Origin of the sequence: Hymenobacter koreensis, from assembly GCF_039541855.1 — a bacterium.
Classification (GTDB): Bacteria; Bacteroidota; Bacteroidia; order Cytophagales; family Hymenobacteraceae; genus Solirubrum; species Solirubrum koreensis.
This window is the reverse complement of the sequence record NZ_BAABHA010000002.1, coordinates 534,092-546,842: the sequence shown is the minus strand read 5'-3', so window position 1 is coordinate 546,842 and position 12,751 is coordinate 534,092. Positions and strand designations below refer to the sequence as shown.

Here is a 12,751-nt window from a genome sequence, read left to right as displayed (position 1 = left end):
CTTAGGGAGCGTGCGGCGAAAGAGCGGCTTCGAGCAGCCGGGTGCGGAACCAATCGGGAACGGCGCAGGGCCGCGGCTGCGGAGCCGCTGGCAAAGGCCGAAAAGTCGGCAGAACGGAGGACGCGGGCAGCGTTGGCAGCCATGCGTCGCCCGTGGGCACCAGCCAGGGGCCCAGCGGCGCAGTGGCTTCCAGCGTTACTTTTTGCTTTACTACCGTGCCCTTAGGCACGCTGCTCACCCGGGTAGTACCGGCCTTGGCCGGCGCCGCCTTAAAGGTGGCCACGGCCTGGTTGTTCAGGCCCACCACCATCAGCAGAGTGACGGCCAGGAGGCTGAAGCGCAAACGGGGCAATATGGCGGTGAGAAACAGCACGATAGGCAACAAGGCTACAAATATAGCCAAATGGCCCGCTTCGGGAAAGAAGCGGGCCATCAAGATGCTAGCAAAACGCAAAAACGTGCCGGGAAAGCAGCGGCGCGGTTACGCGGGCGAAGCCTTCGTTACCTTCGTTTTCAGGAACGAAACCAGCACATCCAGTCCTTTGTCGAAGTGACGGTTGTTGGGAATAATGAGGTCTGCATCCTGCTTAAAAGGCTTGATATACTTCTCGTAAGTCGGCGCTACGTGGTGCGTGTAACGGTACAGTACGTCCTCCAGGTCGTAGCCACGCTCGTCCCGGTCGCGCACAATTCGGCGCAACACTTTCACGTGTTCCCGGGCATCGATGTACACCTTCAGGTCGAGCAGCTTGGCCACTTCCTCGAAGTAGAACACGAAAATGCCTTCTACCACCACAATGGGGGCCGGCTTGAATACCAACTCCTTGGGCGTGGCGCCGGGGTTGTTAAAGGTGTACTCGGGCCGGCGTACTTCCCGGCCCTTGCTGATTTCCATTACATCGGCGGCGTAAGCGGCTGAGTCGATGGACGACGGCAGGTCGAAATTGGTAACGCCCTGGTCGTCTACCTGCTGGGTTTCGCGGGGGTGGTAGTAGTTATCCTGCGAAATCAGGCAGATTTCGTCCTCGGGAAACGCGGCCAGCAGGCGGCGCAGAAAGGTGGTTTTACCCGAGGCGCTGCCCCCGGTAATGCCGACGATGAAAGGTTTTTGCATGAAGGGGAAAAGCGGGCGTTGTGGCTGGACCAACCTTGCAAAAGTAGGCACTTCGGCCGGAACCACCGACCTAAAATTACGGCCACCCGCCGCAACGTTTCGTTTCGGGGCAGCCGAGCGGGTAATTCCGGCCGCAACTGGCTTACACCCGTACCGGCTAGCGGTGATTCAGAAAAGCAACCAGCTTGCTTACGGCCCGGCTGCGGTGGCTCAGCTGGTTTTTAGCAGCCAGCGGCATTTCGGCGAAGCTGCGGCCGTCGCCTTCGGTGGGCACAAACACGGGGTCGTAGCCGAAGCCCCCGGCGCCGCGCTGCTCCGGAATGATGGTGCCTTGTACCGTGCCATCAAACAGGTGCTTCTCGTCGGGGCTCAGCACCAGTGCCACCACGGTACGGAACCGGGCAGTACGGTCGGTTTGGCCCTCCAACTCGCGAATCAGCTTTTGCACGTTATCGGCGGCCGAGCGTTGTGGGCCGGCATAGCGGGCCGAGTATACGCCCGGCTCGCCGTTGAGCGCCGTTACTTCCAGGCCGGTATCGTCGGCGAAGCAGGGTATGCCGTAATGCTCCCACACGTACTGCGCTTTTTGCAAGGCGTTTCCCTCCAGCGTATCCTGGGTTTCCGGCAGTTCTTCCTGGCAGCCGATGTCAGCTAAACTCAGGAGCTCGGTGCCAGCGGGCAGCAACGGCCGGATTTCCTCAAGCTTGTGGGCGTTATTCGAAGCAAAGCAAAGGCGCATGAAGGGGAGGAGCTAGAAGCTAGGAGACAGGAAGCAGGCTGCCGGAGACGATACCAGAACAAAAGTACCAGACTGGGGCACACACAAAAAAACCGGTCGGGCCGGTTGCTTGGTTCTGTTAAAACAAAGTACCCTCCTAGCTCCTAGCTCCTAGCTCCTAGCTCCTAGCACTGGCCTTACCGAAACATCGACTTGATGCTGCCCCAGGAGCGTTGTACGGCGCTAGGAGTTTGGGAGAGGTTGGTGGTGTAAGTCTGGTCGCCGTTAGAGCTATGTACGATGAGGCGGTACGTGTAAGGGCCGCCATTGGCGGCGGCTGCTGTAGTACCGCGGTACAGGTTGGCATCTACGTACTGATAACGGCGCTGCCCGGTGGGCGTAACATTGGCAATGCGCTCAAAAGCCGGGTCGGATCCGTTGCGGCGCGCTACATCGAAGGAATGAACCCCCGTTTCGCTGACTACCTCCCATTCCACGCGTACAGAGGTGCCGTCGGGCGTGGCCTGAAATAGGGTTACGGTAACTGCCCAAGCCGTGGAAAGCGCCAACAGAAATACGCTCAGTAGAGATAGTAGCGGTTTGCGGATCATGCGGCAACGCTGCGGGAGCGGGATGGAGGCGGGGAAAACGAGCCGGGCTGGTCCAAAAATAACCATTTCCGGGAATTATCAGCACCCTACCAAGCAGAGGACGTGGAAAAAAAGGTTGGCGCTTTTGATTTCAGTTTCAGCTATGTACCTTTGCCCTCCCTTCCGCAAAATCGGCAGGGCCAGAAGGAATTAACCGCTTTTCGCGTCATGAAAAAAGACATCCACCCCGAGTACCGCGAGGTCGTGTTCCAGGACACCTCGAGCGACTTCAAATTCATCACCCGTTCGACCATGAGCTCGAACGAGACCATCACGATGGAAGACGGCAAAACTTACCCCGTCATCAAGGTGGAAGTTAGCAGCCAGTCGCACCCGTTCTACACGGGCAAGAACATGTTCATCGACACCGCGGGCCGCGTGGAGAAATTCCGCAGCCGCTACGCAAAAAAGGCTTAGTAAACTGCCTGTTGCGGGTTGTCAGTTGTTTCCTCAACCGGCAACAACGCACCGAAAACTCCCGTTGGCCCTGCCGGCGGGAGTTTTTGTTTTTGAACTGGCCCCAGGAAACCGACCTTTGCGCCTCGTACCCGGCGTGGCTACCCGACCAACGCGCTGCTGAAAACCGACTACCCCGATGACCGTTCTACTCTTCGACGACCCGGCCATTCGGCCCCACTTGCTGCCCTTCACCTTCACGCGGCCCGTAGCGGCCCTGCGTTGCGGGATTCTCACGCTGGCCGAGAAATGGGAGCACCGCTTGGGCCAGCCGGTGCATTACCTCACCGAGCCCTACCTGCAAGCCAAGTTTCCGGCGGCGCCCGCCGAGGGGCCGGCCCTGGTAATTAACGGCGCCGTGTGCCCCGACGACGTGCTGACCCTGCAGGTGCAACAGCTGCAGCCCGGCGAAGTGCTGTACAGCGACGACGTGCTGGTGGCCGCCAACCTTGCCGACGCTTCCAAAGTAGCCGAGCTGATTCAGGACGGGTTTGCCACCACCAGGCAAGTGGCCGAACCGGTAACCATTATCAGCCGACCCTGGCACCTGTTTTTGCGCAACGGCGCCGAAATCCGCCGCGACTTTGATTTGCTCACGGCTGGCCGCACTTCGCAGCCGGTGAACGACGCGCATACCATTGTGTACGCCCCCGAAAATATCTTCATCGAAGAAGGGGTGAAGATTCGGGCCGCTATTCTTAACGCCGAAGACGGTCCCATTTACCTCGGTAAAAACTCGCAGGTGCACGAGGGCGCCATCATCAAAGGCCCATTGGCCCTGGGCGAAGGCTCGCACATCAACGCCGGCGCCAAAATGCGCGGCGACAACACCGTGGGCCCGCACTGCAAGGTGGGCGGCGAGGTAGGCAACTCCATTCTGCTCGGCTACTCCAACAAGGGGCACGATGGCTACCTCGGCAACTCCGTAATTGGCGAGTGGTGCAACCTGGGGGCCGATACCAACACCTCGAATCTGAAAAACAACTACGCTCCGGTAAAGGTATGGAGCCACGCCAGCGGCCGTTTCGTGAACACCGGGCAGCAGTTTTGCGGCCTGATGATGGGCGACCATAGCAAGTGCGGCATTAACACCATGTTCAACACCGGTACGGTGGTGGGCGTGGCGGCCAACGTATTCGGGGCCGGTTTTCCACGGCAGTTTATTCCCTCCTTCAGCTGGGGCGGCGCGGCCGGCTTCGAAACTTTCCGGTTGCCCAAAGCCGGCGAAGTAGCCGAGCGCGTAATGGCGCGGCGGCACCTACCTTACGATGAGGTGGAACAAGGCATTATGGCCAAGGTGTTCGAACTAACGGCGAAAGACCGCGTGTGGGACAAACCCGCTACGCCCGCCAGCGACGTCAGCTTTGAACTGTAAAATCAACCTATTCTGAAACGATTATGGCCGAAGAGCAGGAATTGCGCAAGGCAGATTACGGCATGGCTGCCTTTCTGGTGGCCGCGCTGGTGGGAGGAAATTTCCTGGACTTCGCCCGGGTGTCGTGGCGCTACGGCTTGGTTTCGCTGGTTATAACGATAATAGGCATATGGCTGCTCTTTAAGGCGTTGCGCAAGCCTATTCCCACCTCGCAAAAAGCCCTGTATGCGCTGGGCATTATGGTGCTAACCCTGGTGCTGCGCATGGTTATGTTCAAGGTGCTGGGCAAATACCTGGTGTAAGCGGCTTCTGTTAACTTGCCCAAATGCGTTTCGCTGATATTCCCGGTCTGGAGGAAGTAAAACAAGTACTGGTGCAAAGCGTGCAGCGGCAGCACGTGGCACACGCGCAGCTGTTTCGCGGGGCCGATGGCTCGGGCGCGCTGGCCCTGGCGCTGGCGTATGCCGCGTACCTGAACTGCGAAGACCGGCAGCCGCAAGATTCCTGCGGGCAGTGCGCCAGCTGCCGCAAAATCGACCGGCTGGTACACCCCGACCTGAACTTCATTCTGCCCGTAACCACTACCAAGCAGGTGAGCAAAGACGCGCTTAGCCACAAGTTTGCGGCCGAGTGGCGCACGTTTGCATTGGCTGAGGGCGGTGCCTACCAAGGCCTGAACGATTGGATGCAGCACATCGGGGCCGAAAACAAACAAGGCAACATCTCTAAAGACGAGGCCGTGCAGCTGCTCAAGCTGGTGTCGTTGAAGGCCTTTGAGGCGCAGTTCAAGCTGGTGGTTATCTGGCTGCCCGAACTGATGCATCCGGCCGCCGCCAATGCCGTGCTCAAGCTGCTGGAAGAGCCGCCGCCCGCCACTGTGTTTCTGCTGGTGTGCCAGCAGCCCGACAAGCTGTTGCCCACCATCCTGAGCCGCGTGCAGCTGGTGCCGGTGCGCCAATTCCGCGACGACGAAGTAACCCAGCACCTGGCCACGCACTTCGGAGTACCCGAAGCCAAGGCGCGGCAGCTGGCTCAAATTAGTGAAGGCAATTTGGGGGCTGCCTTGGCGGGCCGCAACCAGGACGGCAACGACTACTTTACCTGTTACGCCGACTGGATGCGCGCCTGCTACGGCCTGAACGTGGAGAAAATTGCTTCCGGGGCCGACAACTTTCAGAAGCTGGGCCGCGAAAACCAGAAGGAGTTTTTGCAGTACGCCCTCAGCCTCACGCGCAAAGTGCTGCTTTACGGCCTCGATCCGCAGCTGGTGCCGCACCTGCCCGCGCAGGAGCATACGTTCATCAGTCGCTTCTGCCAGTTTGTGCACCGCCTGAACGCCGACGACCTTACCCGCGAGCTAAACGACGCTCATTTTCACATCGAACGCAACGCCAACCCGCGCATCGTGTTTGTCGATACGTCGTTACAACTGGCCGAGTGGCTGCGGGTACCCGTCCCAGGCGCTTAATCGAGCGGTTTTGTTGCTAATCCTCGTTCATTTACCTCCGCATTCCGGCCTTAAATATTCTTGATCCGATGAGTCACCTTCCTATCCGAATCGGCACGCGCGGCAGCAAGCTGGCATTGTGGCAAGCGCACCACGTGGCCGATACGCTCCATGCCGCTGGCCTCCGCACCGAAATCGTCATCATTACTACCAAAGGCGACGTGGTGCTCGACCGTTCGCTCGATAAAATAGGGGCCAAGGGCGTGTTCACCGAAGAGCTGGAAGAAAGCCTGCGCACCGGGCACATCGATATTGCCGTGCACAGTGCCAAAGACGTGCAAAGCCAAATTCCCGACGATTTGGAGCTGCTGGCCTTCATGAAGCGCGAGCAGGTGAACGATGTTATCGTGAGTTTCGACCCCAGTTTCTCGCTCGATCAGCCCGATATTGTGCTGGGCACCAGCAGCACCCGCCGCCGCGCTTTGTTCAAGAAGCATTACCCGCACATTATTACGGCCGAAGCGCGCGGCAACCTGCAAACGCGTTTGCGCAAGCTGGAAGAAGGCCAATACGATGCCTTGGTGCTGGCCTTCGCCGGCGTGCACCGCATGGAGTACGACGAGTTGATTGTAAACGTGTTGTCGGCAACGCAGTTTGTGCCCGCTGCCGGCCAGGGTTCGGTAGCCATCGAGTGCGCCAAAAGCCTGGATCTGCCCCGCAAGCTGGCCCTGCGCAACCTGCTCGACGACCCCGATACGCACACCTGCCTGCTGGCCGAACGCTCTTTTTTACGCACCATGGAAGGCGGCTGCAGCATTCCGTCGTTTGCCCTGGCCACGTTCACCGACGAAGGCACTTTACAACTCCACGGTGGCCTCATCAGTCTCGATGGGCAGCAGTACATCGAGGAAATCCGCAGCACCACCGACCCCGCTGCGGCCGAAGAGCTGGGCCACGCTACGGCCGAAGCCGTGCTGAGCCGCGGCGGCGTGCAGATTCTGGCCGAAATCCGTGAGCATCGGCACTCGGAGTCGGGTACGTTTTAAGGTTAGAGGAAGGTTCACCACGCCCGGGCACTACGCGTTGCTGATTAAGCTACTGCGTTGCGCTCGGGCGTTGCTGTGCGGAAGGGGCTGCGTATGGCATAAATGGCCAGCGCCAACACCGCGCCGCTGGTGTCGGCCAGCATGTCCTTCTGCGCGTCCCAAATGTCGCCTTGGCTACCGAGAAACGCGGCGCCGGCCGTAGGGTCGCTCATATCGGCGTACAGCCACTCGATAACTTCGTAGCTCATAGCCACGGTGCCGATAACGCACAGCGCAAACGAATACGCCACCCAGCGCACCCGAATGGTGTTCGTGCGGTCTATTTGTTCCAGAATGGCAAAGGCGAAGAAGCCCACGCTCACGTGCGCCACCCGGTCGTACATGTTGCGCTGGAAACCAAACAGCTGATTAAACCACTCGAACGGCACCCGCTCGAAAGTATAATGGCCGCCAATGGTGTGCAGGAAAATCAGCACGCTCATTAGGGCGTAAGCCAGGTTTGAGAAGCGGGTGCCGCGCAGGTACAGCACCACCAAAACGGCCACGATGAGCACAATGGGCAGGTTTTCGGCCACCCAGGTACTGCGACTGTAAGGAGTGATGGCCAGCGCGGTGAACAGCGCGAGGTAAGCACCGAGCAGCAGTTTAGGAAACCAGGAAGCCCGGGAAGGAGTGGGTACTGACATGGAATAGGAAGTGAGCCCCGATAAGCCGGCTTGGGGCCGCATACGTAAACTTTCGTCTTGTCGCCACAGCCTAGTTCATACGCCCCAACTGATTCGCCTCACTTCAGCATGGTCCGTCTTGCGTTACGCCCGAACCAGCCCACCGATACGACTTCGGCGCCGACAATATGCGGTGGCTACGGCGCGACTGTCCTCTACTTGTGGGTGCGCTTAATGAAGGAAGTAGTACGCAAACCTACTTCAGAAGCGGAAACGCGGAGTGAAAGATCGGGCAGGGCATGCAACCGCACTTGGGATTCAAGGGACAATTGCTTCCGCCTGAAGCGGGCCAGCTGAACCGTATGCTTGGCGGAAACCGCGTAATTTGCCTCCCCAAACCTCCCATTCCTTCCGTGCTTATGTCTGTTCCCGTGCGCATGGCGGCCTTCTTTGCGGCTGCGCTGATGTTGTTTTCGGCCCCGGCACTTCAGGCGCAACAACCTGCCGAAGCCAAGGCCAAAACGAAAGTAAAGCTCCCCAAGCCCAGCAAGAAAGACGAAGTGGTAACGCTGAGCGTCAGCCAGAACGGCACAGCGCTGGGCGACATCCGGCTGGTGCTTTTCGACCAAACGCCCCTGCACAAAACCAACTTTCTGGCCAAGGCGAAAAACGGGTTTTACAGCGGCACTACGTTCCACCGCGTCATTCCCAACTTCATGGTGCAGGGCGGCGACGCCAACTCCAAGGATGCGGACCCCAGCAACGACGGCCAGGGCCAGCCCACCGACCCCACTATTCCGGCCGAAATACGGCCCGAGTTTAAGCACCAGTTCGGGGCCGTGGCCGCCGCCCGCCAGGGCGACTTCGTAAACCCGCAGCGGGCCAGCAGTAGCTCGCAGTTCTACATTGTGCAAAACCCCAACGGAACGCCCCACCTGAATGGCCAGTACACGGTTTTTGGGCAGGTTATTCAGGGGCAGGACGTGGTGAATAAAATTGCCCAGGCCCCGCGCAACGAAATGGACCGCCCCACCGAAGCCGTGAAAATGACGGTGAAGGTGGATAAGCTGAAGAAGAAGAAAATAACCGAGCTGTACGGCTACAAGTATTAATTCAGAATGGTGAATTCGGAACGGGGCGTTTGCTATGCGTTGACTTCCGGTGTCAGGTAATTCATCATTGATATTTCATCATTCATCATTCGCCCACCATGCGTCTTCTTATTACCGGGGCCAACGGCCTGTTGGGTCAAAAACTGATTGGCTTGCTGCACCAGGAACCCGACGTGGAGGTAATTGCTACCTCGCGTGGTTCTAACCGCCTGGCCGAGCTCTACCCCAACCTCACCTTTGCGGCCCTCGATGTGACTGAGGCTGCTCAGGTAGAGCAGGTACTGGCTCAGGTGCAGCCCACGCACGTCATTCACACCGCGGCCATGACCAACGTGGACGAATGCGAGCTAAACCAGGATGCCTGCTGGCTGCAAAATGTAACGGCCACCGAAAACCTAGCCCGCACCTGCGCTGCCCTCAACATCCACTTGACGCACCTAAGCACCGATTTCATTTTCGACGGCACGCACGGCCCGCTTACCGAGGATGCCGAGCCCAACCCCATCAGCCACTACGGCCGCAGCAAACTAGCCGCCGAGCAAGCTGTGATGGAAGCTCCCGGGCTTCGTTGGGCCATTGCGCGCACCGTACTGGTGTACGGGGTGCTGCACGGCGGCGGGCGCACCAATATTGTACTGTGGGTGCGAAATTCGCTGCAGGCCGGCAAGCAGATTAACGTGGTAAACGACCAGTGGCGCACCCCTACGCTGGCCGAGGACCTTGCCCAGGGCTGCTGGCTGATGGCCAAGCAAAACGCCCGCGGTATTTACAATATCTCGGGCCGCGAACTGCTCACTCCCTACGACATTGCCTTGCGCGTAGCCGATCATTTTAGCCTCGATAAGTCGCTTATCGTTGAGGCCGATGGCAGCACGTTCACGCAGCCTGCCAAGCGCCCGCCGCGCACGGGCTTCATTATCACCAAAGCCGAGCAGGAGTTGGGTTACCGCCCCCACAGCTTTACCGAAGGCATTGATATAGTGGCAGCACAAGCTTAGCGAGGCATTGCAACTCATTTTTAAAACCGACGCGGCTCCTGGGCCGCGTCGGGTTTTGGGCTTTTCAGAAGGGCAATAACCGTGAGGACGACGACTAGCTTTAACCGCAGTCCGCCGGCTCAGCTAAAACCTACTTCCCTGCTTTACAACCTAACCTAGTCTCGGAGCACAAGCACATCAGCCTCCTGCCAACTCAAGGGGACGGTTCAATGACAGGGTTTTGCACCGGCCGCAGCTCAGTCATGCGGCTCACGGCTGCGGCAGCTTCCGCAATATCCCAGTCTGCCGCGCCAGGAATGTCCTCGATCCTTAGCGCAACGTATGGCTCCTGCGGGCCGCTTGTTTTTCGCAGCGGTTAAATCTTTATCTTTAACGATGCCGTTTTCTGCTTCAGAATGTTATTACGGCATATTTTACACACATAACTGGACTATGACAGGCTTCCAAGGACAGGGCAGGAACGGAATCAACTGGCGACGTATGCTTCTGGGTTGGGCCTTGGTCTGGGGAATGGGAACGGCGGCCAATGCGCAGGTAGGGGAGAAGGGAGTAATGGAAAAGCTGGCGCCGCCCCTGCGCCAGCTCGCCGCCCGCAACAGCAGCTTACAAACCGTGCGCGTGAGCAGCCGCCAGCCAGCGGCCTTGCAGCAATGGGTACGGCAGCAGGCTCCTAAAGCTCGAATTACCCCCAACGCCCCCGATTTATTTACTGTAACGGGGCTAAGCAACGCGCAAATTCAGGCGTTAGCGGCCAGCCCCGCCGTACTGTTTGTGGATGTGGCCGAGCGTCCGGCCCGCGAAGAACGACTCATCAGCTTCGCCGATTTAAGTGCCAACCGCGTCAGTTTGGTGCACCGGCAGCTGCCGCAGCTTACCGGAGCTGGCTTGGTGGTGTCGGTGAAAGAAAATGCCTTCGATCCGGCCGACATCGATTTTAAAGGGCGGGTGGTGAATGGCGCACCGGCGGGTACCATAACCTCGCCGCATGCCACCATTATGTCCACGCTTATTGCGGGAGCGGGCAACTCAGGGCCCAGCGCCAAGGGCGTAGCGTGGCAGGCTCGGCTCACGCCGGCCAGCTTCGCCTCGTTTCTGCCCGATAACGGCCAAACCCTCACGCAGGCCGGCGTTTCGGTGCAAAACCACTCCTATGGCTCCAGCGCCGGTGTCGAAAACTATTACGGCACCGAAGCCCGCGAATACGACCGCCACACCCGGGAGTTTCCGAAGCTCCTGCACGTGTTTTCCAGCGGCAATAGTGGCAACCAAACCAGTACCGAGGGCCTGTACCGCGGCGTGGCCAAGTTTGCCAACCTCACCGGCCAGTTCAAGATGTCGAAAAACACCCTGAGCGTGGGTGCTACCGATTTGCTGGGCCAGGTTTCGGTACGCAGCTCCCGCGGGCCGGCGCACGACGGGCGCGTGAAGCCCGAACTGGTGGCGTACGGCGACGGCGGCACTTCCGAAGCTGCCGCCATGGTTTCGGGGATAAGCCTGCTGGTGCAGCAAGCCTACCGCGACCAGCACGCCGGTGCGCTGCCCAATGCATCCTTATTGAAAGCCGTGCTGTTGAACAGCGCCGACGATGGTGGCCGCCCCGAAGTAGACTACGAAAACGGGTACGGCCGCGTGGATGCTCTGGGAGCCGTGCAAACCATTTCCCAAAACCGGTTTGTGGAAGCAGCCAGCACGCAGGGCGTCGTGCGTACGTTTCCTATAACGGTACCCGCTGGCATGCAGCAGCTCAAGGTTACGCTGGCGTGGCACGACGCCGAAGCCGCCGCCAATGCCGCTCGGGCCCTCGTGAACGACCTGGATCTGGAACTGGTACACGTGGCTACCGGTCGGCGCTGGCAGCCGTGGGTGCTCAGCAGCTTCCCGCACGCCGATTCGTTGGCATTGCCCGCGCGGCGCGGCATCGACCGGCTGAATAATATCGAGCAGATAACCGTAGCCGTACCTGCTGCTGGCACCTACGAGTTGCAAGTGCGCGGCCACAGCGTGCCCAGCGGCCCGCAGTCCTTTAGTCTGGCCTACGAGTGGGAAGCCGGCTTTAGCTGGACGCGTCCCCTGGCCGGTGAAAACCTCCGCCCCAGCGAAGCCAACGTGCTGCGCTGGCAATGGCGCGGCGCCGCCACGCCCGCCCGCCTCGAATACCGCTACGCCGGCACCAACGCTTGGCAGGTCATCAGCGCCGTAAATCTGACAGACCAGCAATACACCTGGACCGTGCCGCCCACCGAACAAGTGGCCGAAGTGCGGCTGGTAGCGGGCAATGCCGTGTGGCCTTCGGGTAACGTCACCATTACGCGGCGGCCATTATTGGAGGTGGGCTATGCCTGCCCCGAAGAAGCTTTGCTGTACTGGCCACGGGTGCCCGGCGCCACGCAGTACCAGCTATACCGCCTAGGAGCCACGCATCTGGAGCCTTTTCGGCTCACGACCGATACCGTGCTGTTCGTCGACCGGCGCCAGGATTCCAACGTGTTTTTTGCCGTAGCACCCATTTTACAAGGGCTGGAAGGTCAGCGCAGTTACACCCTCGATTACACCGAGCAAGGTGTTTCCTGTTACGTGAAGAGTTTTCAGGCGCGCCAGATTGTTACCGATACCGTGACGTTTGACCTGGAAATCGGCAGCACGTACCGGCTGCAATCGGCCACGCTGGAGCGGCAAACGGAAAGCGGGTTCGAGGCGGTACAAACCATCACCAACATTGCGCAGCTGCGCCTGGCTTTTACCGACGACCTTACCACGCCCGGGCACTACGATTATCGGGCGCGCCTGGTCACCACCGATGGCAAAGTGTATTTCACGCAACTGGAAACGGTTATTCTGGTTAACGAAAGCAGTGTGCTGGTGTACCCCAACCCCGTGCCCAACGGCAAGCTGCTCAATATCGTCACCGGCAGCAGCGAAGCCGTAACCATCAGGATTTACGACCTACGGGGCCGACTGATGCGTGAAACCACTGAAACAGGCGCCATACCCGCCGTGGATCCGGCGGGGTTAAAGCAGGGAACTTACATTTTTCGGATTAGCACACCTGGTGGCCCTGTTACCACGCGACGGGTGGTAATCCTGTAATCCTCGGATTTATCACGGCACTGCTCGACCTATCCTGTAAGTCGAATGGCGCTGAATACCACAGAAAAGCCCGGCTCCTGTGC

At 59.3% G+C, this 12,751-nt stretch carries 13 protein-coding genes; 8 read left to right on the top strand and 5 right to left on the bottom strand.

Going from position 1 to position 12,751, the window contains the following annotated elements; all coding sequences use genetic code 11:
- Position 1 precedes the first annotated feature (1 nt).
- The 4 genes from ABD903_RS05215 to ABD903_RS05200 form a co-directional block, all read right to left on the bottom strand.
- Positions 2–433, bottom strand: coding sequence for a hypothetical protein (locus ABD903_RS05215; protein ID WP_345222032.1), 432 nt, complete (start codon positions 431–433; stop codon positions 2–4).
- Between the two features lie 48 nt (positions 434–481).
- On the bottom strand, positions 482–1,114 hold the full coding sequence (gene udk, locus ABD903_RS05210) for a uridine kinase (protein ID WP_345222030.1): 633 nt from the start codon (positions 1,112–1,114) through the stop codon (positions 482–484).
- Between the two features lie 157 nt (positions 1,115–1,271).
- The gene (gene rdgB, locus ABD903_RS05205; RefSeq protein WP_345222028.1) at positions 1,272–1,853 is read right to left on the bottom strand and encodes an RdgB/HAM1 family non-canonical purine NTP pyrophosphatase; all 582 of its coding nucleotides are present in this window, start codon (positions 1,851–1,853) and stop codon (positions 1,272–1,274) included.
- A 176-nt stretch (positions 1,854–2,029) separates the two neighbouring features.
- Complete coding sequence (locus tag ABD903_RS05200; protein ID WP_345222026.1) at positions 2,030–2,443, bottom strand: hypothetical protein; 414 nt, start codon at positions 2,441–2,443, stop codon at positions 2,030–2,032.
- Between the two features lie 207 nt (positions 2,444–2,650).
- On the opposite strand from ABD903_RS05200, the gene ABD903_RS05195 reads away from it, so the two are divergent.
- From ABD903_RS05195 to hemC, 5 genes are all read left to right on the top strand, one after another.
- A complete protein-coding gene (locus tag ABD903_RS05195) occupies positions 2,651–2,899 on the top strand; it encodes a type B 50S ribosomal protein L31 (RefSeq protein WP_345222024.1) in 249 nt (82 codons plus the stop codon).
- A 178-nt stretch (positions 2,900–3,077) separates the two neighbouring features.
- On the top strand, positions 3,078–4,313 hold the full coding sequence (locus tag ABD903_RS05190; protein WP_345222022.1) for a GlmU family protein: 1,236 nt from the start codon (positions 3,078–3,080) through the stop codon (positions 4,311–4,313).
- A 23-nt stretch (positions 4,314–4,336) separates the two neighbouring features.
- A complete protein-coding gene (locus ABD903_RS05185) occupies positions 4,337–4,615 on the top strand; it encodes a hypothetical protein (protein ID WP_345222020.1) in 279 nt (92 codons plus the stop codon).
- Between the two features lie 23 nt (positions 4,616–4,638).
- Positions 4,639–5,781: a DNA polymerase III subunit gene (locus tag ABD903_RS05180; protein WP_345222018.1), complete on the top strand. Its 1,143-nt coding sequence runs from the start codon at positions 4,639–4,641 to the stop codon at positions 5,779–5,781.
- A 68-nt stretch (positions 5,782–5,849) separates the two neighbouring features.
- Positions 5,850–6,806, top strand: a complete 957-nt coding sequence (gene hemC / locus ABD903_RS05175) for a hydroxymethylbilane synthase (protein WP_345222016.1) — start codon at positions 5,850–5,852, stop codon at positions 6,804–6,806.
- Positions 6,807–6,850: 44 nt separating this feature from the next.
- Here the strand turns inward: hemC and ABD903_RS05170 are convergent, their stop codons facing one another.
- Positions 6,851–7,492: a DUF2238 domain-containing protein gene (locus tag ABD903_RS05170; protein ID WP_345222014.1), complete on the bottom strand. Its 642-nt coding sequence runs from the start codon at positions 7,490–7,492 to the stop codon at positions 6,851–6,853.
- 398 nt (positions 7,493–7,890) lie between these two features.
- Here ABD903_RS05170 and ABD903_RS05165 point away from each other — a divergent pair, with 398 nt between their 5' ends.
- From ABD903_RS05165 to ABD903_RS05155, 3 genes are all read left to right on the top strand, one after another.
- Complete coding sequence (locus ABD903_RS05165; RefSeq protein ID WP_345222012.1) at positions 7,891–8,583, top strand: peptidylprolyl isomerase; 693 nt, start codon at positions 7,891–7,893, stop codon at positions 8,581–8,583.
- A 98-nt stretch (positions 8,584–8,681) separates the two neighbouring features.
- Positions 8,682–9,581: an SDR family oxidoreductase gene (locus tag ABD903_RS05160; RefSeq protein WP_345222010.1), complete on the top strand. Its 900-nt coding sequence runs from the start codon at positions 8,682–8,684 to the stop codon at positions 9,579–9,581.
- 480 nt (positions 9,582–10,061) lie between these two features.
- Complete coding sequence (locus tag ABD903_RS05155) at positions 10,062–12,668, top strand: S8 family serine peptidase (RefSeq protein ID WP_345222008.1); 2,607 nt, start codon at positions 10,062–10,064, stop codon at positions 12,666–12,668.
- The last annotated feature ends 83 nt before the right edge of the window (positions 12,669–12,751 follow it).

What these genes read in the sequence shown, in the direction of transcription:
- ABD903_RS05215 (WP_345222032.1), bottom strand. Translation starts at nt 433, where the DNA reads ATGGCCCGCTTCTTTCCCGAAGCGGGCCATTTGGCTATATTTGTAGCC.
- ABD903_RS05180 (WP_345222018.1), top strand. Translation starts at nt 4,639, where the DNA reads ATGCGTTTCGCTGATATTCCCGGTCTGGAGGAAGTAAAACAAGTACTG.
- ABD903_RS05195 (WP_345222024.1), top strand. Translation starts at nt 2,651, where the DNA reads ATGAAAAAAGACATCCACCCCGAGTACCGCGAGGTCGTGTTCCAGGAC.
- ABD903_RS05200 (WP_345222026.1), bottom strand. Translation starts at nt 2,443, where the DNA reads ATGATCCGCAAACCGCTACTATCTCTACTGAGCGTATTTCTGTTGGCG.
- udk (WP_345222030.1), bottom strand. Translation starts at nt 1,114, where the DNA reads ATGCAAAAACCTTTCATCGTCGGCATTACCGGGGGCAGCGCCTCGGGT.
- ABD903_RS05190 (WP_345222022.1), top strand. Translation starts at nt 3,078, where the DNA reads ATGACCGTTCTACTCTTCGACGACCCGGCCATTCGGCCCCACTTGCTG.
- ABD903_RS05185 (WP_345222020.1), top strand. Translation starts at nt 4,337, where the DNA reads ATGGCCGAAGAGCAGGAATTGCGCAAGGCAGATTACGGCATGGCTGCC.
- rdgB (WP_345222028.1), bottom strand. Translation starts at nt 1,853, where the DNA reads ATGCGCCTTTGCTTTGCTTCGAATAACGCCCACAAGCTTGAGGAAATC.
- ABD903_RS05160 (WP_345222010.1), top strand. Translation starts at nt 8,682, where the DNA reads ATGCGTCTTCTTATTACCGGGGCCAACGGCCTGTTGGGTCAAAAACTG.
- hemC (WP_345222016.1), top strand. Translation starts at nt 5,850, where the DNA reads ATGAGTCACCTTCCTATCCGAATCGGCACGCGCGGCAGCAAGCTGGCA.
- ABD903_RS05165 (WP_345222012.1), top strand. Translation starts at nt 7,891, where the DNA reads ATGTCTGTTCCCGTGCGCATGGCGGCCTTCTTTGCGGCTGCGCTGATG.
- ABD903_RS05170 (WP_345222014.1), bottom strand. Translation starts at nt 7,492, where the DNA reads ATGTCAGTACCCACTCCTTCCCGGGCTTCCTGGTTTCCTAAACTGCTG.
- ABD903_RS05155 (WP_345222008.1), top strand. Translation starts at nt 10,062, where the DNA reads ATGCTTCTGGGTTGGGCCTTGGTCTGGGGAATGGGAACGGCGGCCAAT.